The organism is Actinoplanes octamycinicus, from assembly GCF_014205225.1.
GTDB classification, from domain to species: Bacteria; Actinomycetota; Actinomycetes; order Mycobacteriales; family Micromonosporaceae; genus Actinoplanes; species Actinoplanes octamycinicus.
On record NZ_JACHNB010000001.1, the window covers coordinates 4,421,315 to 4,441,085 of the forward strand.

At 68.3% G+C, this 19,771-nt stretch carries 14 protein-coding genes, 1 tRNA gene and 3 pseudogenes; 16 read left to right on the forward strand and 2 right to left on the reverse strand.

Annotation, left to right across the window (positions count from 1 at the left end; translation table 11 throughout):
• Window positions 1-341 precede the first annotated feature (341 nt).
• From BJY16_RS19370 to BJY16_RS19390, 5 genes are all read left to right on the forward strand, one after another.
• Window positions 342-1,094, forward strand: coding sequence for a hypothetical protein (locus BJY16_RS19370; RefSeq protein WP_185040938.1), 753 nt, complete (start codon window positions 342-344; stop codon window positions 1,092-1,094).
• A 187-nt stretch (window positions 1,095-1,281) separates the two neighbouring features.
• On the forward strand, window positions 1,282-1,542 hold the full coding sequence (locus tag BJY16_RS19375; protein WP_239177548.1) for a hypothetical protein: 261 nt from the start codon (window positions 1,282-1,284) through the stop codon (window positions 1,540-1,542).
• A 172-nt stretch (window positions 1,543-1,714) separates the two neighbouring features.
• On the forward strand, window positions 1,715-2,533 hold the full coding sequence (locus BJY16_RS19380) for an IS5 family transposase (RefSeq protein ID WP_185046555.1): 819 nt from the start codon (window positions 1,715-1,717) through the stop codon (window positions 2,531-2,533).
• A gap of 316 nt (window positions 2,534-2,849) precedes the next feature.
• Window positions 2,850-3,515, forward strand: coding sequence for a nucleotide exchange factor GrpE (locus tag BJY16_RS19385; protein WP_185040940.1), 666 nt, complete (start codon window positions 2,850-2,852; stop codon window positions 3,513-3,515).
• An 11-nt stretch (window positions 3,516-3,526) separates the two neighbouring features.
• Window positions 3,527-5,692: a GmrSD restriction endonuclease domain-containing protein gene (locus BJY16_RS19390; RefSeq protein WP_185040942.1), complete on the forward strand. Its 2,166-nt coding sequence runs from the start codon at window positions 3,527-3,529 to the stop codon at window positions 5,690-5,692.
• A gap of 77 nt (window positions 5,693-5,769) precedes the next feature.
• Here the strand turns inward: BJY16_RS19390 and BJY16_RS19395 are convergent.
• Window positions 5,770-5,957: pseudogene (locus tag BJY16_RS19395) on the reverse strand (transposase family protein); the annotation flags it as partial.
• Window positions 5,958-6,441: 484 nt separating this feature from the next.
• Here BJY16_RS19395 and BJY16_RS47235 point away from each other — a divergent pair.
• The 5 genes and pseudogenes from BJY16_RS47235 to BJY16_RS19415 form a co-directional block, all read left to right on the forward strand.
• Window positions 6,442-6,525, forward strand: a pseudogene (locus BJY16_RS47235) (RHS repeat-associated core domain-containing protein); the annotation flags it as partial.
• Between the two features lie 72 nt (window positions 6,526-6,597).
• Window positions 6,598-7,488 carry a polymorphic toxin-type HINT domain-containing protein gene (locus BJY16_RS19400; RefSeq protein WP_260418710.1) on the forward strand — a complete coding sequence of 297 codons (891 nt, stop codon included), beginning with the start codon at window positions 6,598-6,600 and terminating at the stop codon, window positions 7,486-7,488.
• A gap of 95 nt (window positions 7,489-7,583) precedes the next feature.
• Window positions 7,584-8,192 carry a hypothetical protein gene (locus BJY16_RS19405; protein WP_185040946.1) on the forward strand — a complete coding sequence of 203 codons (609 nt, stop codon included), beginning with the start codon at window positions 7,584-7,586 and terminating at the stop codon, window positions 8,190-8,192.
• A 330-nt stretch (window positions 8,193-8,522) separates the two neighbouring features.
• Window positions 8,523-8,705 carry a hypothetical protein gene (locus tag BJY16_RS48965; RefSeq protein ID WP_373873459.1) on the forward strand — a complete coding sequence of 61 codons (183 nt, stop codon included), beginning with the start codon at window positions 8,523-8,525 and terminating at the stop codon, window positions 8,703-8,705.
• Between the two features lie 204 nt (window positions 8,706-8,909).
• A complete protein-coding gene (locus tag BJY16_RS19415) occupies window positions 8,910-9,257 on the forward strand; it encodes a hypothetical protein (RefSeq protein ID WP_185040950.1) in 348 nt (115 codons plus the stop codon).
• A 2-nt stretch (window positions 9,258-9,259) separates the two neighbouring features.
• Here the strand turns inward: BJY16_RS19415 and BJY16_RS19420 are convergent.
• Window positions 9,260-9,342: transfer RNA gene (locus tag BJY16_RS19420), tRNA-Leu, on the reverse strand.
• 284 nt (window positions 9,343-9,626) lie between these two features.
• On the opposite strand from BJY16_RS19420, the pseudogene BJY16_RS48970 reads away from it, so the two are divergent.
• The 6 genes and pseudogenes from BJY16_RS48970 to BJY16_RS19445 form a co-directional block, all read left to right on the forward strand.
• A pseudogene (locus BJY16_RS48970) lies at window positions 9,627-9,881 on the forward strand (tetratricopeptide repeat protein); the annotation flags it as partial.
• A 726-nt stretch (window positions 9,882-10,607) separates the two neighbouring features.
• Window positions 10,608-12,536, forward strand: coding sequence for a hypothetical protein (locus tag BJY16_RS19425; RefSeq protein WP_239177549.1), 1,929 nt, complete (start codon window positions 10,608-10,610; stop codon window positions 12,534-12,536).
• Between the two features lie 185 nt (window positions 12,537-12,721).
• The gene (locus BJY16_RS19430) at window positions 12,722-15,310 is read left to right on the forward strand and encodes a fibronectin type III domain-containing protein (RefSeq protein ID WP_373873460.1); all 2,589 of its coding nucleotides are present in this window, start codon (window positions 12,722-12,724) and stop codon (window positions 15,308-15,310) included.
• Window positions 15,311-15,332: 22 nt separating this feature from the next.
• Window positions 15,333-16,307 carry an AAA family ATPase gene (locus BJY16_RS19435; protein WP_185040956.1) on the forward strand — a complete coding sequence of 325 codons (975 nt, stop codon included), beginning with the start codon at window positions 15,333-15,335 and terminating at the stop codon, window positions 16,305-16,307.
• Window positions 16,304-17,413, forward strand: coding sequence for a DUF58 domain-containing protein (locus BJY16_RS19440; RefSeq protein WP_185040958.1), 1,110 nt, complete (start codon window positions 16,304-16,306; stop codon window positions 17,411-17,413). Before BJY16_RS19435 ends, BJY16_RS19440 begins: the two co-directional genes overlap by 4 nt.
• The gene (locus tag BJY16_RS19445) at window positions 17,407-19,734 is read left to right on the forward strand and encodes a transglutaminase TgpA family protein (RefSeq protein WP_185040960.1); all 2,328 of its coding nucleotides are present in this window, start codon (window positions 17,407-17,409) and stop codon (window positions 19,732-19,734) included. The genes BJY16_RS19440 and BJY16_RS19445 overlap by 7 nt, the downstream gene beginning before the upstream one ends.
• The last annotated feature ends 37 nt before the right edge of the window (window positions 19,735-19,771 follow it).

Here is a 19,771-nt window from a genome sequence, read left to right on the forward strand (position 1 = left end):
TCTGCGGTTCGCCTTCCGATGCTGACCGGATGGGCGCGAGTCCCGAATCAGAAGAAGCCCGACCGGAGGCGAGAAACAAACCCCCATCGAGATCCACAGAATGTGAACGATCTCTTTGGGGGTTAACGTGTCCGGAGCCCAACACGTCGGATACGCACACCATTATTGCGGTCAGAGATCTGATCATCGCAAGTTGAGGACGATCGCCTCCGGCGCTGTTCAATGCTGATGGTCGGCATGGCCTGCGGTTACCATGCCGTGTTAGGTGCAGACGCATACTGATATCCACGGGCCTCGCCGGATTCGCTGCACTGTGGCAGGTGCGCTGTACCGTTTCGATCATGCTCTTCGATGAATCGGTGGATGACAAGCTGAGAAGGTTTGAGCACGACGTTCTCCACAAGCCCGGTAGAGCACGGAAGACCCTGTCGCAGTGGGCCGGTTCGGTTTGGTATCAAGATAGGTACGGCGAGCGATACGGCGTCGTAACTCCAGAATCAGCGGAAACAGCCATGACCCGTCAGCGCCTCCTGTCGGTGATTGCAGCTAGGCTGCCGTATGTCGCCCCTACGAGGAGATGTATCGGAAGATCATGCGAGTGCCGCTATCTCCGGCTGGCCTTATCGGCGTTTGACCGCGAGCGACTGGCGATGATCCGGCGACGTCGACTGACTACTTCCTCAACTGCGGTGAGCAGCGTATTCGCGGCATTCGCACTGATCCTGGCCTTCTGGTTCCTTGGCAACGCGAACACGCTGCCTTCAGACCGGGCTTTCGGCTTCATAGCGGGAATCTCCGGCGGACTCGTCGTGGCCACCATCCAGATGATCTTTGCGATCACAACTCTGCTGACGGACCGTGTCGCGGAGACGGTTGAGTGGCGCTGGTACCACCCGGACAGTGACTGGCAGCTTCTCGGCCTCTTGAACCCCCGCCATCGTCGGCGACTGCGGCATGCTCACCTACGTCGGGCCGCGAGCGTCGTACTGGGGCCGGTGGCGAGGGAGTCGGCAAACCCAACGCCAGCTCCTGGTTTCGTTGCACGGTTGAGCCGCGCCTACCGAGCATTCAAAGCCGGTAGCGAGCCCTCGTGACCTCCGAAACAACTCACTGGGTGCATCCGTCCCCCTCCTGGCAATCGGGAGCAGACTTGCCTGACGATGTGGCCGAAAGCCAAGTGCGTCACCGCGACCGGTTGCCGGCCGGTTCAAGGCTGGCGATGGCGTGATCGCCGGCAGGTGATCACGCCATCTGCTGGGTCAAACGCACCGGTTCATTCAGATGATCTCCGCGCACTGGCTCCGGCACACGACACTGACGTGGGTTGAGCGGGTCTACGGTTACGCGGTCGCGCTTGCGTATGCCGGCCACGCCGAAACACCTAACGACGCTGGCACTACCGCCCGGTACGTGGAGGCGACCTTGCAGGAGATCGCGACGGCGCTGTCCAGGCTGACGGGTGAGCCGCACCCGCTCGCGTTGCCGGGCAACCTGCCGGTACTCGATCTTCCTGGTGATGCTCTGGTCGGCGACTACGACTGACCGAGAGTGAGGCCTGGCGGCGGACTTCGGTCCGCCGCCAGGCCGGAGTGCCGAGGCGCTTCTTCGCCATCCCGAAGACCTCCTTCGCTTAAGAGGGCGTCTGATCCTCTAAGGGGATAGTTCACGTTTGCGCACGTCATAGGCCGTGATCGTTCGTTGGTCAGGCATGGGGATGGAGCGACTTCCATATCGAACGGATCTGTCGGATGCCCGGTGGGCGTTGATCGAGCCCGTGCTGGTGCAGTGGCGTGAGGCCCGGCGGGGTCTAGGGATCAAGCCGCCAGTGCACGATCTGCGGGAGATCGTCAACGCGATCTTGTACGTGGCGAGGACCGGCATGGCGTGGGAGTACCTACCGCACGACTTTCCGCCAGCGAAAACCGTCTATGACTACTACGCCAAGTGGGAGTCCGATGGCACGACGGCTCGCATCCACGACCTTCTGCGGTCTCGGGTGCGCGAGACGATGGGCCGAGATGCTGAGCCGAGCGCTGCGGTGCTGGACGCTCAGAGCGTCAAAACGTCCTGCAACGTAAGGGAATCCGAGCAGGGCATCGACGCGGCGAAGAAGATCAAAGGGCGGAAAAGGCACATCGCGACCGACACCCTTGGACTACTGCTGGCGGTAGTGGTCACGGCGGCGTCGGTATCCGACTCGGCCGCCGGCAAGGGCCTGCTGAGCACGCTGGCCGCCGAGCATCCGACGGTGAGCAAGGTCTGGGTCGACGGCGGCTACCAGAACACGGTGCTGCGCCACGGGGCAGGACTCGGCATCGACGTCGAGGTGGTGCCACGCCGTGCCGAGCGGGGATTTCATGTCCTTCCGCGTCGATGGGTGGTCGAGCGGACGTTTGGATGGCTGATGCAGCACCGGCGCCTGGTCCGCGACTACGAGGCACTCCCGCGCCGTTCGGCGGCGATGGTCCAATGGGCGATGTCTAACACGATCATGCTCAGACTGACCGGAGAATCCGCCCAATCCTGGCGCTGAGTGACTCATATTTCGCTGCCGAACGGACATGTCGGGATCAGATGCCCTCTAAGACCGGATGTAGATGAACCGACCTGGGGTGCATCGAGGCCGTCTGTGGGGCACCCCACGTTGATGGTGGTTAGAGGCGGGCCGGCTGGATGATGAGCGGGATCAGCGCGCCGGTGAGTTGTTCGGTGTCCATGCGTCAGCTGGCGTAGCAGTTCGTTCTACATATTGCTACGCGAACTAGATGTCGCAACGCTGACAGTGACTACCTTCAAACCGCTTGTTTAGCATGCGAGTACGTTCAGGTCGGGTCTGGGGGTAATAGGCGTTGGATACGAAAACCCTCGTCAAGCAGTTCGCAGACGACCATGGAGCCGTATTCCTTGAGGTGATCCGAACTTCGCCTGAGCCGATCCGCGCGCAAGCCATCAAGGCGCTGCTGGTCGAGGCCGGTGTCAAGAAGGCAGATGTCGATCGCCGTTGGACGGCTTTTCAGCGTGTCCTCAAGCTGCATCCACAGATCACCGCCGTCAATGGCAAGTACGGCTGGTCTGTCGGGCGGAAGCCCGCCCGGGACTCCCTCGATGTGCTGGCAGGAAACCTGCTCGCGAAGCTGCCGCCGTGGTTGGTTCAACCTCTCGTGCACAATGTGGCGGCTGCTCTCGATGCCGGCGAGATGACCGTCTCCGGGCCGACGAGTCACGACTTCGAGGAGGCCAGGCTGGTTGCCGATCTCGCCGTGGCTGTTGAGGTCCTGCAGTCTCGCGGCGACACCATTGCTGAGGTGGCGAAGCTCTTGATGGATGAGACGCGCCGCAAGCGGCTGTGGCCGCTGGGCCGGCCCGGCGAGACGGTCCCGTTCGACCCGGACTCTCACGAGGCCGAAGTGACGATGCCCAGTCCCGGGACCGTTGTCCGGGTTGTGCGCCCCGGCTACCTCTGGCGTGGCGGCGGTGAACCGGTGGTGGCCGCCAAAGCGGTCGTGGCCCTGTAGTCGGGGCTGTCATGGCCAGGAGTCGCGGTGGCAAGAAGCTGGTCAGTGCCCGCGAGCAGTCCGTTGACGCGTTGTTTGGTACGGAGTCGTTCGGTCTCGACTACTACCAGCGTGAGTATGTCTGGGAGGAGCCGCAGGTCGCGCGGCTGATGAACGATCTCTCCCGAAAGTTTCTCGACCAGTTGAGTGATGAGCATTCGCTGGGCGACGTGAAGTCCTACGATCCGTACTTCCTCGGTCCGTACATCATCTGCACCGCGGACGGACGGACCTCGCTGGTTGACGGCCAGCAGCGCATCATCACGCTACTGCTGTTGTTGATCTATCTCCATCGGCAGGCGGTGGCGGCGCCGAAGGCGAGGAGCAAGGCCGGCCAGCTTTTGACCTTGATCATGTCCGAGCGGTTCGGCAGGCGCACGTTCCGCGTGGATGTCGACGAGTACGACGCCTGCTTCAACGCTTTGCTGAACGGGCGTGGGTTCGATGTTGCCGGTGCCCGGCCATCGGTCCGGCGTATCTGGCAGGCGTACCAGTACATCGATCTTCATTACCCGGCACAGCTGCGCGGCGATGTCCTGATCATGTTCATTGACTGGCTGCTCTACCGGGTCTCCCTGGTCGTGATGGATGCGGGGGACCGGGAACGTGCCGAGGAGATGTTCCAGTCGATCAACGACTGCGGCGTTCGTCTCTCGCCGATGGATCATCTCAAGCGTTTTCTGCTCAGTGATGCCGAAGAGGATCCGCGTGAGATCGAAGGCGCGTGGACCACGATGGTGTCGGCTCTGGAGGACGTCGAGAAAGGTGCCGCGTTCGCCTATTTGCGCGCCGTCTTCCGGGCGAGGTTCCCCGAGGCCGTGGGAAGGCCGGGGCCGAGCCTGAACGATGCGACTCACGAGTGGGTGCGGGCGCACGAGCGCGAGATCTGGCCCAACCGCAAGAGCGGCGATCGGGCCCGCCTGGTGACCGAGGTGCTCTACCCATTCCACACCACGTACGTCACGATGCTACGCGCGCGATCCGAGATCAACCGGGGTCTGCGGGCGGTGCGGTACAACGCTTTCAACGGCATTGCCGAACAGTTCGATCTCACCCTTGCCGCGCTGAGGTCTGGCGATTCGGAGATCGAGCGAGAGCAGAAGGCCGGTCTTGTAGCCAATTTTCTGGACCTTTTCTATGTGACGCAGACGCTTGGTGACGAATCGGTCGAGCAACGGCACGTCGATGAGCTTGTCTCCTCTGTCATGCCCGCAGTACGGCTGTCCGAGTCGGTTCAGGAGCTCGGCCGTGTACTCGGGGACCAGGCCGCAGACTGGCCAGTCCGGCTGGACCTCATCTCGGAACTGCGCTACGACACCAAGCGAAGATTCGTGCATTACGTGCTGACCCGTCTGACCGCGTGGGTCGAGATGGGCGCGACCAATGGGGAAACGGATCCCACCGACCGCTTCCTGCTGCGTCGGCACCATGACCGCGACTTCGAGATCGAGCATCTCTTCACCAAAACGGCGTCGAAGTATGCACACAAGGTGTCGGACGCTCGCTACTACGGCTTCCTGCGGAACCGGATCGGGGCGCTTCTGCTACTGGACGGCCTGGACAACGGAAGCTATGGCGGGATGCTGTTGGAGGACAAGCTCGCGTTGTACCGGAAGGACACGCGATTGGCCGGGATGCTCAACCCGGACTTCTTCCAACGAGGCAACGTCCGGCTCCGGAGGTTCCTCACCAACGAAGGCCTGTTCACCATGATCGCCACCTATGACCCGAGCACCGCGTTGGAGCCGTTCATCGACGCTCGCGGTCGTTTCTACCGCGAAATCGCCAAGAAGATCTGGAGCCTGGATGCGATCGGACTGGCGCCGCCACCGGCGCCCGGACCGGTGGCGACTGGGAGGCGCACCCGCTACGGAGTCCGGTTCCAGGACTTGGTCCAGACCGGTTTGCTGAGCGCGGGAGACAGGCTCTTCGGCAGCCGACGTGGCCAGATGTACTACGCCCGGGTCCGCCCGGACGGGCGGATCGAGACCGCCGCCGGCGTCGCAAGCGCGCCCAGTAAGGCGATGGAGGACGCGGTGGGCGTTGCCGGCAACGGCTGGGCCTTCTGGTCGGCCGAAGGTACCAAGGAGCGGCTCGATGCGATTCGGCAGCAGTACCTCGAACAGTTCGGGCGATAGTGCGTCGCATGCCGCACTGCTCGTGGCGCGTTCCTGCTTGAACAAGGCGCAGGCGCCGGGTCATGTCTTGCGCCTTTTCATCCTGCGTAGCGGTTGTCTTCGACGTGGTGCAGAACGAGGATGGCCTGCACGATCGCGATCGCTCGGCGGGGGCAGCAGCGTAGCTTGGTCAGTAGTTTCCAGGTCTTCAAGGTGGCGATGGCTCGTTCGCCGCAGGCGCGGATCCGGCGTGCTGGCGGTTGTAGCGCTTCTGCCAGCGCTGGAGTACGGCCGATCCCAGGCATCCCGCAACCGACGGCGAACCCGTGGGGCCGTATGGCACCCCCTGACACCGGTCGGCCAGCCGTGGTGGATGAACGAGATGACGGCCATGTTTGTCGGCTTCGTAGCGCCAGCTGTGGTCGTCGGCATCGTCGTGAGCGGACCGGAAGTGGCCGGGGCGCGGCTGGAGCTGGTGTTGTGACCGGTTTGCGGCCTGCTTTTGGGCAAGATTCCCGACATGAGTTTGGTCCGGGATATGTGCCGAGGTCGGCAGGAGGCTGGCTGACCTCGGCGTACAGCCGAGGTACGAATGAGGTTACCTGTGCCCGGCGAGCGTGGCGACGCGATCTTCGTCGACCCGCAGCGGAAGCAGTCCGGTCTACCCGATGTGGAAGAGTTCATGGTGGTCCTCACTCACCATCTAAGCAGGTAGCCGGAAGTTCGGTACGTAACGCGCTCGGTTAGAGGGACATACCAACACAGGCCGCTTCCTCAGCCGCGACCCGCTCGGCCTCGCCTCCGGCGACACCAACCCCTACACCTACGTGCTCAACCAGCCCACCGGCCTGGTCGATCCGATGGGCACCAAACCTCAGTCGTCGGACTGCGTCAGCAACAGCTTCGTCGCAGGCACACCAGTGCTCATGGCCGACGGCACCACCAAACCGATCGAACAGATCCAACCCGGCGACCGGGTCATGGCCGGCACCCCGAACTCGACCCGGCTCACCCCCGAGCCGGTATCCGCCACCATCGTCGGCAACGGCGACAAAAACCTTGTCGACATCGACGTCGAAACCGCCGACGGCACCCCCACCACCATCACCGCCACCGACGGCTACCCCTTCTGGACCGACGACGACGGCTCACCCCAAACCCCCGGCGGCGACTGGATCAACGCCGCCGAACTCCGCCAAGGCAGCTGGCTCAAAACCTCCACCGGCACCCTCGTCCGCGTTGCCGGAGCCCACGCACACGCACAACACGCCAAGGTCTACAACCTTACCGTCGAAAATCTTCAAACGTATTATGTGCTTGCGGCTAATGAGCCGGTACTCGTGCATAACTGTGTTGCAGGAAAGGCCGGCGGGCATGACATTGTCGAGGACCAGGATTGTGTCCATGTATGCCTCGGAGTGAATCCGTATTCCGATAGACTGGCTGCCCGGCTCGGCTCGCACACATTCAACGGGAATCCGTGGGGAAGTGCGAATGCCGCGTCTGGATCCCCGCTGTGGATGGAAGGAGTCAGTCGTGTGGTTCGTAACGGAAGGATCAGACTTTCTATCACGTTGGACGATTTATTTGGCGAGGATGGCAGAAATCCGGCTGATTCTGCTCAGGAAGCATTTGAGGTGAACTATGCTCGGGGTTCGCAGATGGACAGGGTCAGCGGATGTATGGGTGGTAATCAGACTGCTTGGGAAATTGGTGAGGTTGGAAAGGCTGTGATATTTGGACATCGCGACTGGGAATCAATCGATTGGTATTGGGGCGGAGGGCGGGTTGATGTAGCGAATCCTTTCGGTGGATAGCATGAATATCGACGGTGCGCAGGTGCCGGTTGACCCGTTAGAATAGAGGCGTCCATCAGCTCCTGATCGGGAGTGGCTGAAAGGGTGGTGCATCGGTGACGCTGGTTGAAGAAATAATAAAGAATGCTGCGTTGTCCGGTGCTTCGCTGGATGGCCTGTACAGCGGCAACGATCGATTCGGTTCCGCCGACGCTCTCTTGCCGACAGTCGACGGACACGTCACTGTGCGGCTAGGTTGCGACACTAGCTATGAATTATCGGTCTGGGTGCGCGACGAAATCGTCGCAGAGGGCAAAACGTGCATCTTAAATCAATTGGTGAGCACCATGATCGGCATTCAGAACGGGGTTTCGGTCGGGGAGCTCTGCCTGCGTCACGGCTACCTTAGCGTCACCGATGCTGAAGCCGCTAATGACGCGTTGTGGCACCTTCTGATCGAGCACGGCGAGGAGCACCTTCGTGCAGAGGCCGCCGTGGTTGGTGCGAACCCGGTACTACGCCGGCTGCGGCCATGGGTCAGTCACGGCACCTTGCATTTAATCCATCCTCGCGACCGAGTCGAAGCGGTGCGGTACGGATTGGTGTTCTATCCGACCGTCGACAACATGTTTCAGCTCAACGTCTACAATGAGTCGCTTGGGCCAGCCGAACCGCTTGGCTCCGCCGTTGCCAGAGCTGCAGCGGTGGCCGAAGGTTGGCACTGAAGGCTATCGTTGACGCGCGTTCTCGAGTCTGATCAAGCCGTACCCGCGCTTACTGGCAGCCATGGTGCGAACGCAGCGGCTCCAGTCACAGTCTGAAGATGTTCGGTCGTGCGGAGGAGCGCGCTCGTAGGGCGAGATGCCTTCGTAGGTGCTTTCGCAAGGATCCTCGTGTTGCAGCTGCACCCATGGGCACGTGCGGTGGATCTTCGCCAGGCGTCGCGAGGGGATGAGTGCCGCGGCGATCGCCCGCGCGCTCAACGATCGCGGTGTCGCGTCGCCGGGAGCGTATGACCGGGTGCGGAATCGGCATCGGTCGATTCGGTGTGGACGGTGCGGACGGTGGCGGCGATTCTGGCCAATCCGCGGTACACCGGCCGGCAGGTGTGGAGCCGGCAGTTCACCGATCACCGGGAGGCGGTGCCGGGCGACAAACGTTCAGCCTCGGTCCGGTCCGGGTGTGGAACCAGCGCTCGGACTGGGTGGTGTCGGACGAACGAACTCATCCGCCGCTGATCAGCGACGATGAGTTCCTGGCCATCCAGCGGGTCACCGCGCTGAGCGTGCCGGGGGATGGGCAGCAGCGGCGGTACGCGTTCACCGGTCTACTGGTGTGCGGGCGCCGGCTGGAAGGCCATTGGGTGAACCAGCAGCCGGTTTACCGATGCCGGCACGGGCACACCAGCGCGCGTCCCTCCGGCGAGGCGGGGGCCGCGGTGGGTGTACCGGTCGCAGGCGCGCCTGGGCCGGGAACTGGCGGCGACCTATCCGGAACTCGCGGCAGTCGACAACGTCGAGGAGATGGCGTCATTCCTGCGGGCGCGGGACCTGGTCGTCGTGTGCGCGGCGGACCGGTTGAGGATCGAGGCAGCCATTCCCGATGGCGGCAGCCCGGCGATCGAGGCGAGCGACGTACAGCTCGCACTGCCGATGCCGGCGATGGGCCGGCGCCGTGGCCGGAAGAAGGCCCGCACGCCGAAGAGCCGAACTCCGGGACGGCGCCGGAAAAGCAAAAAACCCCCGGTCAGGCCGTACCTAGAAACCGTGCGATGCCCTCTTGGGGGTTAACGTGTCCGGAGGGGGACTTGAACCCCCATGCCCTTGCGGGCACTAGCACCTCAAGCTAGCGCGTCTGCCATTCCGCCACCCGGACTTGCCTGTCTAAGCCTAGCGGCATCCTTGGCCCGGGTTCCACCTGGGTCTTGGCTGCCTCGTCGGCCTGACAGGTGAGAACAGTACACGGTCCTCGGGGCGGGCTGCGGGAGGGGGTGGGGGAGAGGACATTGCGGCGGATATGGGGACGGAAGGGGATGCGGCCTGGTTTCTCGGGGGAGGAGCGGGCAGCATGGCGGGGTGTCCCACCCCTCCCCGTTGACTCCGGCCCTGGAAAGGGCGCACTCGCTGGTCGCCGCTGGTGATCTGGCGGGGGCTGCCGAGATGCTGGAACGTGCTGTTGAAATCGGTCAGGCGACGCTCAGTCAGGGTGATCCTGACGTGTTGGCCACGCAGCGGGAGCTGGCTGCGGTGCACCACCAGCGCGGGGATGCGGCGGCGGCTCGTGGGGTGCTGGAGGCGGCCTACGGGGTGGGGCGGTTCAGCCTGGGGGACGACGACCCGCTGATGCTGCAGATCTCCTATGACCTCGGGGTGGTCGCGGAGGAGCTGGGGCAGCGGGACGAGGCTCGGGCGGCGTTCGGGCGGGTTGCCGACCACGGGCCGATGATGCTCGGGGCCGGGCACTGGGCGGTGACGCGTGCACAGGCCTATCTCGGACAGGACCCGACAACGCCGTTCCGGGTCGAGCCAGCACACCAGATGCCGCAGGGCGGGTTGACCATTCCGGCAGTGCCCGCCGCGGAGCCGCAGCAGCCGCTGGTCACCCCGCCGGACGCGCAGCCGACGGTCATCTGGCCGGCCCAGCCCGGGCCCGCCAACGCGTGGACTTCGACCCAGCCACCCGCGGCGGAGTCTCAGTCACCCCCGGCTGAGGCATGGCCAGCCGCGACGGAGGCACAGGCGCCGGCGGCAGAGGCGCGGTCACACCCGGCTGAGGCGTGGCCAGCCGCGACGGAGACACAGGCACCGGCGGCAGAGGCGCGGTCACACCCGGCTGAGGCATGGCCAGCCGCGACGGAGACACAGGCACCGGCGGCAGAGGCGCGGTCACGCCCGGCTGAGGCATGGCCAGCCGCGACGGAGGCGCGGTCAGCCACGACCGACCAGCCCGTGGCGTCGATCCCCGCGCAGGCACAGCGGACCCAGGAGCCGTCGGGCCACGGTGACCAGCCGCCTCGCACGCTTCCGGCGCCTGCCGAACTCCCGGCCTGGCTCCAGAAGCCGGAGGCAGCCCATGGCGCAGAGCGGGCAGACCAGGCCGAACCGCGCATGGCGACGACCGGAGAGTCAGCCACGTCACAGGTGACGGAGCGGCGGACGGCCGAGGGCCGCCCTTCGACGCCGACAGAGCCGGCGATCCCGGCGCAGCGGCAGCCGGAGGTGCAGCAGCGAGAGGTGCAGCAGCACTCGGAGGTGCAGCAGCGAGAGGTGCAGCAGCACCCGGAGGTGCTGCAGCAGCGAGAGGTGCAGCAGCACCCGGAGGTGCCGCAGCAGCGAGAGGTGCAGCAGCCCGGGGTACAGCAGCAGCCCGAAGAGCAGCAGCAGTCGGAGGTGCGGCGGCAGCAGCCGGCAGCGCCCGCGCCGCCGAGCCCGTTCGGGCTGTTGCCGCCGCCCAGCGCGCTGAGTTTTCCGCCGGCCGGGCAGGGCGGCTCGGTGCTGCCCCCTCCGCTCAACCCACCACGGGCCGACGCGGACCGCGCCCAGGGGACGGCGCAGGATGGTCCCGAATCGTTCCGGCCGGAGTCTCCGTGGGGCCCCGCTCCGCGGACCGGCAAGGAGCCGGAGGAAAGCCCGTTCCAGCAGTTCAAGCCGGAAACGCCCGAGACCGCGGCGCCGCCCGCGCTCTATCACCGTGGCGCCAATGATTCCGTGGTCGTCCAGCGCCCCGATCCGGTGATCATGCCGCTCGGAAACGAGCCGGACGCCGGGCCGCGGGCCCGACCGGATTCGATCACCGCAGGCGATCCGGTTCCGGGTCAGAGCCCTTTTCCGGTACGACCCGAGCACCCGCCCGTAACCCGACCAGAATCGGTCACGCCGGGCGTGTCGGCTCCTCCTGGCTCGGCCACTGCGGAATCAGGCGTCCCCGATCGGGTGACCGCCCCTGCGGACGCCAAGCCGGCGGCACCCGGCCCGTGGAGCGGTGAGCCGCAGACCAGGCACCCGCAGCCGCCGTCCCCGCTGACCGAGCCCACGGCGAAGCAGCACACCATCACGCCCGCCCGCGTCGACGACCAGCCCGCCGCCGATGGTCCGGCGGCGAAGCGGCAGCCCACCAGCCAGGCGGGCGTCTACCGGACCGGCGACGTCCAGCAGCACGTCGGTGGACAGCCCGGCACCGTCCAGCCGCCGACCCCGCAGCGCGCGGACCTCGGCCACCAGGGCGGCGTTCCGGAGCGGCCGGTCAGCGGCGCCGCCCGCGTCTACCAGAGCGGCGAAACAAGGCAACCGGTCAGCGGCCCGCCCGGCATCCAGTCGCAGCCGGTCAGCCCTCCGCCCGGCGTCTACCGCACCGGCGACCTTCCGCACCAGGTCAGCGCCGCCCCGAGTCAGCCCGTCGGCTACCAGCCGATCCAGCCCGGCGTCTACCAGCAGGGTCACGCTGCCGGTCAGCAGGCGTTCCCGTACGGACCGTCCGCCCACCAGGCCGGATACCAGCAGTCCGGCACGGCCGGTGTCTACGAGCAGGGCCAGCAGGGCGTCTACCACCAGGGTGAGGGCGGCGTCTGGCAGCACGGCCCGGGCGGCAATGCCACGGCGAGCGCGCTCAGCTCGTACGAGAAAAGTCAGGAAGCGCAACCGGCGGCGAACCGGAAGCGAGGGATGGCGCTGTTCGCGGTGATCGCGGCGACCCTGGCGGCGGTCGTCGCGGTGGCGGCGATGGTTTTCACGCTGGCGCAGCGCACCCAGGAGGGTGAGGAAGGCGACACCGGCGGGAACTCGCCGGCGCTGGCCGGGAACCCGCCGACCGGGGTGAAACTGAGCGATCTGGGCACCAAGATCGACGTGTCCTGGACCGATCCGGCGAACGCCACGGCGAGCTTCATGGTGACCATGGCGCACCCGGGTGAGCAGTTGAAACCGGTCAGCACGGTGGGTCCCGGACAGACCTCGCGGCGGATCGAGGGGCTCAGCTCGTCGCTCGAATACTGCTTCGCGGTGGTGGCCGTTTATGCGACCAACAAGTTCGCCACTTCGGCGCAGGTCTGCACCGATCGCGGCAAAAAGTGATCTAGCTGGTTGTCCACAGGCGGGAACGGTGGGTATCGACGCCTGCCGCAATCCCCCTATGATGGCCTGCGTCCTGGACACGCCAAGCTCTGCTGAACGGGGGGACAGCCGCAGTGAGCAGCGCAGACGCCGCACCGACGACGGCTAGCAAGCGCCGGTTACCGAGTCGTGGTTACCTGGTCACGATCGGTACGGTGCTGGCCCTGACCGCCGGTCTCGGCCTGACGGTGCTCGGGCTCGGCGCCGCCGACGAGGCGGTGGCCAGCTTCGACGCGGCCTCCTGGGTGTGGAGCCGGGGCAAGGGCGAGGTGTCCCGGGTCAACGGCGTGACCGCGAAGATCGACACCCGGGTCGACATCGGGCAGGCCCGCGGGCACAGCCTCGAGGTCAGCCAGAGCGACCGGTTCGTCATCCTGCGTGACGTCAACACCGGCGCGATCGCGTCGATGGACCTCACCCAGCTGCAGGCGTTCTGGAACCAGCAGACCTCCCCGGGCGTCGGCGTCAGCGTCGCGCTGCACGACGACTCGGCGTTCATCGTCGACTCGGTGCAGGGCAAGGTGCAGCAGGTCGACCCGGCCAGCCTGCAGGCGATCGGGCAGCCGATCAACTTCCCGCCGGGGATCACCGGCGGCGCCTTCGACGGCAAGGGCCGGCTCTGGATCGTCGCGCCCAGCGAGGGCACCGCGACCGCGATCACCCCCGCGCCGAAACCGACCGAGGGCGGCGGCGGGCAGGGCGGCAGCGCCACCGGCGAGCCGCAGCGGGTGCGCACCGAGTCGGTCGGCGGCCCGAGCCACGACTTCAAGGTGACCACCCTGGGCGACGGCATCGCGGTCCTCGACCGCACCACGAACGAGCTGGTGCGGGTCACCGACGCGCCGACCACGCGGACCACGCTGCCGCTGACCGGGCCGGGCACACTGCCGGAGCACACCGCCGGCGGCACCGTCGCGGTCACCGTGCCGGACTCGCGCCAGGTGCTCGGCGTCGACCCGCAGGGCGGGGTCAAGGCGAAGTTCACCGTGCCGCCCGGCGCCGCCCAGTCCGAGCTGCAGCCGGCGGTCGCCTACGAGGGCTTCTACTACGTCGCCGACGCCGACGGCGGCACGGTGCACGTCTTCGACCAGGCCGGTCAGGCGCAGAAACCGATCACCTTCGCCAACCCGGGCGGCTCGCTGGAGCTCGAGGTCCGGGAGAACTACCTGTTCATCAACGCGCCCGGCTCGCCGGTCGCCCAGGTGGTGGACAACCAGCACGGCGTCCGGCCGGTCGACAAGTACGCCGACGACGTGCTCGGCGGCGACCCGCCGCCGGTGAAGACGCCGCCGGCCACCCCGCCGAAGCAAAAGAAGAAGAAGCCGCAGAAGCCGGCGATCAGCAAGCCCGGCCCGCCGCGCAACGTGAAGGCCGCGGCCGGCAACGCCGAGGCCCGGGTGACCTGGCAGGCCGCCGCCAACAACGGCGCCCCGATCACGAAGTACGTGGTGGCCGGCAACAACCAGACCTTCCAGGTCGGCGCGGACCAGCGGTCCCTGGTGGTGACCGGGCTGACCAACGGCGAGACGTACCAGTTCCAGGTCCACGCGGTGAACTCCAAGGGCGACGGCCCGGCCCGGGCCAGCAACCCGGTCAAGCCGACCGCCGAGGTGCCGGACCCGCCGGGCACCCCGGCCGCCGAGGCCAAGCCGGACGGCTCGGTCACGGTCACCTGGCCGGCGGCGAACGGGCAGGGCCTGGCGATCGAGCGGTACACGGTGACCGCGATCGCCGAGGGCGGCACCGCGCCGATCGGCGACGCCAAGGAGACGTCGCTGACCATCCCGGCCGGCCAGTTGGAGTACGGCAAGCAGTACGCCTTCACCGTTGTCGCCGTCAACGAGCGCGGCGCCGGGTCGAAGGTGTCCGCGGTGAGCAACAGCGTCGTGCCGTTCACCAAGCCCGGCAAGCCGGAGAACGTCGAGGCGGCCACGGTCGGCACCAAGGCCGGCACGATCAAGGTCACCTGGGCCGCGCCGGCCGACAACGGCCGCCCGATCAGCAAGTACGTGGTGAAGGCCGGCGGCAGGAGCACCGACGTGACCGGCGGCACCTCGGTCACCCTGGACGGCTTCGGCGCGGGCGAGAACGTGACCGTCGAGGTCATCGCGGTCAACGAGGGCGGCGAGAGCGAGGCGGGGTCGGCGACGGCCCGCACGGTGGCCAAGCCGACGATCACCGTCACCGGGGTGGACACCACCTTCAACACCGCCACCGTCAAGCTCAGCGTGGACGCCGGTGGTGGCACGGCCACCTGCGCGCTGGCCGTCTCCGGCGGCACCGGGTCGAACGGCAGCTGCAGCAGCCTCAAGGCGACCAAGCTGGCGCCGAGCACCAAGTACACGTTCACGGTGAAGGCGTCGAACGCGGCCGGCGAGGTGACCAAGACCGCCACCGGCACCACGGAGGCGCTCTACGGCACCGCGACCTGCATCAACGGCAGCACCGGCGACCAGAAGACGTACTGCAACAAGGACGTCGACGGGCGGAACGGCAACGAGATCTTCAAGGTCACCAAGCAGGACGACGACCAGCAGGCCGGATGGGTGGCCAACGGCACCCGGTTGCAGACCTACTGCAAGAAGTCGGGCGAAGAGGTCTACGCGTACGTCTACAACAACGACAAGCGCAGCACCTGGTGGATCCAGATCGACTACAAGGGGAAGACCTACATCCCGTGGGCGTGGCTGAACCTCGACGGCGGCGACGACCTGGACAACCTGCCCACCTGCTGACTGCTGTGATGAGGATCGAACTGTGACCCCGGAACCGCTGCCACCGTCGTACGTCACCGGCTTCGCCCAGGTGGCCGGCCAGCTCGCCGATCGGATCGGCTCGGTCGTGCTGGGCAAGCCGGAGGTGGTCCGGCTGGCCCTGACCGCGCTCTTCGCCCAGGGCCACGTGCTGCTCGAGGATGTCCCCGGGGTCGGCAAGACCACGCTGGCCCGGGCGCTGGCGGCGTCCATCCGCGGGCAGTGGCGGCGGATCCAGTTCACCCCGGACCTGCTGCCCTCGGACGTCTCCGGCGTCACGATCTTCAATCAGGGCAGCCGGGCGTTCGAGTTCCACCCCGGCCCGGTGTTCGCCAACATCGTGATCGCCGACGAGATCAACCGGGCCTCGCCGAAAACCCAGTCGGCGCTGCTCGAGGTGATGGAGGAGCGCCGGGTCACCGTCGACGGCGTGCCGCACCCGGTGCCGCAGCCGTTCCTGGTGGTCGCCACGCAGAACCCGGTCGAGATGGACGGCACCTACCGCCTGCCCGAGGCGCAGCTGGACCGCTTCCTGGTCAAGCTGTCGGTCGGCTATCCCGACGAGGAGGTCGAGATCGAGGTGCTGCGCGGCGCCGCCGGTCGCTCGCCGGACACGCTGGAGCCGGTCACCGACACCGCCACGATCGGCGAGATGGTCAAGATGGCGCTCCAGGTCCACGTCGCCGACCCGCTCTACGCGTACGCGGTCCGCCTCGCCGCCGCGACCCGCAACCACCCGCAGGTCCGGGTCGGGGTCAGCCCCCGCGGCGTGATCGCGCTGACCCGCGCGGCGTGCGCCTACGCGCTGATCAACGGCCGCGGCTACGTCCTCCCGGAGGACCTGAAAGCGCTGGTCGAGCCGGTCTTCGCGCACCGCGTGCTGCTGTCCCCGGACGCCCAGCTGCGCGGCGTCACGGCCGCCGAGGTGCTGGCCGACGCGATCGGCGCGGTGCCGGTCCCGCTGCCGGCCGGCACGTGACCGCTCGCGGCATCGGCCTGCTGGTCGCCGCGGTCGCCCTGCTCGCCGCCGGCTTCACCTTCGGCTACCCGGATCTCGCCCTGCTCGGCGCGGCCGCCCTGGTCGCGGCCGGGTGCGCGCTGGCCTTCGCCTTCTGGCGGCCGCGGCTGGGCGTGCAGCGCGTCGCCGAGCCGGATCGGGTGGCCCGCGGCGAGCCGGCCCAGATGCGGCTCACCGTCAGCAACACCAGCCGGCTCCGCGCGGCCAGCCTGATCGCCACCGACCGGTGCGGCAGCACGACCGTCCCGGTCCCGCTGCTGCGGCTGCGGCCCGGCAACGACACCACGGTCGAGTACCCGGTGCCGACCAGCCGCCGCGGCGTCGTCCCGATCGGCCCGCTCCGGGTCACCCGGGGCGACCCGCTCGGCCTGGTCACCCTGGCCCGGACGTACGGCGAGGTGGCCCAGGTCTGGGTGCACCCGCGGATCCACCTGCTGCGGGCCAACCCGGCCGGGATGGCGCGCAGCCTGGACGGCCGGATCGACAAGGTGCCGCACGGCACGATCACCTTCGACGCGCTGCGCGAGTACGTGGTCGGCGACGAGCTGCGGCGGGTGCACTGGCGCAGCTCGGCCAAGGTGGGCGAGCTGATGGTCCGGGAGCAGCTGGACACCTCGGAGCCGACGATCGTGGTGCTGCTCGACGACCGGGACACCGCCTATCCGGACCCGGAGGCGTTCGAGTCGGCGTGCGAGGCGGCGGCGTCGATCGTCGCGGCGGCGGTGCGCGAGGACCTGCCGGTCGGGCTGCACCTGGTGACGTCGGTGGCGACCGGGCCGTACCTGGACGTGCTCACCGAGGTGGTCCCGCGGCCCGGCGACCTGGACGCGACGCTGCGGCGGCTGCGGGCGCAGCGGCTCGGCGACACCCTGGTCTTCCTCACCGGGCCGGGTGGGCGCGCCGACCTGGCCACGGTCAGCTCGCTGCGCGGGACGTACCCGGTGGTGCTGGCCGGGCTGTTCGGCGACCGGGACGCCGCGCCGGTGGCCGGCGACCGGTTGATCGTCATCGAGGCCGCGGACGGGACCGAGTTCGCCGCCGCGTGGGACGGGGTGCGCGGATGGTGAGACTGCTCCGCGCGGCCGTGGTCCCGGTGGCGCTGATCGGCATGCTGGCGCTGTCCGGCGTGGTGCTCGGCCGGATCTACGCCGACGACCTGCTGTTCCGGCTGGTCGCCGGGGCCGCTGTCGGCTCGATCGGGGCCGGGCTGGCGACCAGGCGGCTGCCGTCGTGGAGCGCCGCGCCGGTCTCCGCGGTGCTGCTGGCCGGCTACACCGCGCTCGCGCTGAAACTGGCCGCCGGGCACGCCGGGATGACCACGCCGTTCCCGGCGATGGTCCGGGAGGCGCTGGTCAACGGCATCCCGCGGCTGCTGACCGCGATGATCCCGGTGGAGTCCACACCGGACACCGTGGTGGTGCCGGTGGTGGCCACCTGGCTGGCCGGGCTGGCGGCGGCCGAGGTCGGCGTGCGGGCCCGGCGGGTGCTGCTCGGGTCGCTGACCCCGGTGCTGCTCTACGTGGGTGCGCTCTACGTGGTGGGGCCGAACGCGGGGGCGGCAGTCGGACCGACACTCGGGTTCGCCGCGCTGGTGGTGGTGGCGCTGGCGGTTTCCGCTCGGCAGCCCGACCAGGCGTACCAGAAGATGTCCGCGAAAATCCGGGCACGATCACTGGCTGGCGCGGCGGGCGGATTGGTCGCGGTGCTGGCCCTCGGGGCGGTGGTCGGCCCGTGGATCAGCGGCCAGGTCGGCGCCGACCCGGTCGACCCGCGTAAATACGTCGAGCCGCCGCAGGTGGACAGCCTCGACGAGAGCCCGCTGAACCGGATCTCCGGCTGGATGCTCGCGCCGAAACAGCAGCTCTTCGCCTACCAGCCGGAGACCGCGCCGACCGGCAAGGCGCCGACCGTCAAGGTGCGGCTCGCGGTGCTCTCCGACTACGACGGCGTGACCTGGAAGGTCGGCGGCGTCTACCGCAACGCCGGGCGGGTGCTGCCGGACCAGGCCGCGCTCTCCGGCGCGGAGACGGCGGAGGTACGCCAGCGGATCACCGTGTCCGGCCTGACCGGGCGGCTGCTGCCCGCCGTGGCCACACCGGCCGAGGTGTCCGGCGCCCGGGTCGCCTACGACGCGAGCACCGGCACCCTGATCCGGCCGGAGGGACTGAGCAGCGGCCTGACCTACACGGTCACCTCCCGGGTGCAGTCGCCCGACCTGAACATGCTGCCCACCGCCCAGTCGCCGGCCGGTGACGCGGTGGTCCGCTACCTGGCGCTCGGCTCCAACGTGCCGGAGCCCATCCAGCGGCTCGCCGAGCACCTCGCCGACGGCAACGGCGGCTCCTACGACCGGGCCGTGGCGATCGAGCAGTTCCTCGCCGAGCACTACCGGGAGACCCCGGAGGCGCCCAGCGGGCACGCCTACCTGAACCTGCAGTACTTCCTCTTCGGGCCGCGCGGCCAGGGCGGCCAGGAGGGCACGTCGGAGCAGTTCGCCGCGTCGTTCGCGCTGCTCGCCCGGCTGACCGGGCTGCCCAGCCGGGTGGTGGTGGGGTTCGAGGCGCCGGCCAAGGGCGGCGAGGTGACCGGGGGGAACGCGGTCGCCTGGCCGGAAGTGCTCTTCGACGGACTGGGCTGGGTGGCGTTCGACCCGATGCCGACGACCGACGATCCGACGCCGGTCGAGCAGGACTTCTCCCCGAAACCGACCACGCCGCCCACCACGCCGCCCGAGACGGCCACGCCCTCGACCTCGGCGGCGCCGTCGGTGCCGGCCGCGGCCGCACCGGCCGAAAAGGACGGTGGCGTGCCGGCCGGGGTGGTGGCCGGCGGGACCTCCGGTTCGCTGCTGGTGCTGCTCGGGATCGGGGCGCTGGTGGTGGCGCGGCTGCGGCAGGCGCAGCGACGCCGTCGGCTGTATGACGGCAGCCCGGACGAGCGGATCACCGGGGCGTGGCTGGAGTTCACCGACGCGTTGCGGCTGGCCGGGCAGCCGGTGCCGGACCACCTGTCGGCGACCGAGATGGCCCGCTACGCGGCGGAGCCGCCCGCGCCCCGGCGCGGTGGGCTGCTGCGGCGTGCGGTCCCCCCGGCGGACTCCGCCGCGGCCGGCTCGCCGTCCGGTGCGCCGGGTTCGGTCGCCGTTCTGGACGGTGCGCCGGAGGCGACCGGGGATCGGCCCGGCGACGGTGGCCCGCTGCCGCCGCTGGACGAACTGGTCGGCGCGCTGAACACGGTCGGTTTCGCGCCGGGCGCGGCCGACACCGGGCAGGCGGACCGCGCCGGGGCACAGGCTTTGGCGTACGCCGCCGCGCTCCGCGAACGCCGCTCCTGGTGGCGCAAGGCGTGGTGGAGCGTCCACCCCGGCCCGTTGCGCTGGCACCGCTGACCGCCGCCCGGCCGGGCTGGCCGGTAAACGAGTCGGG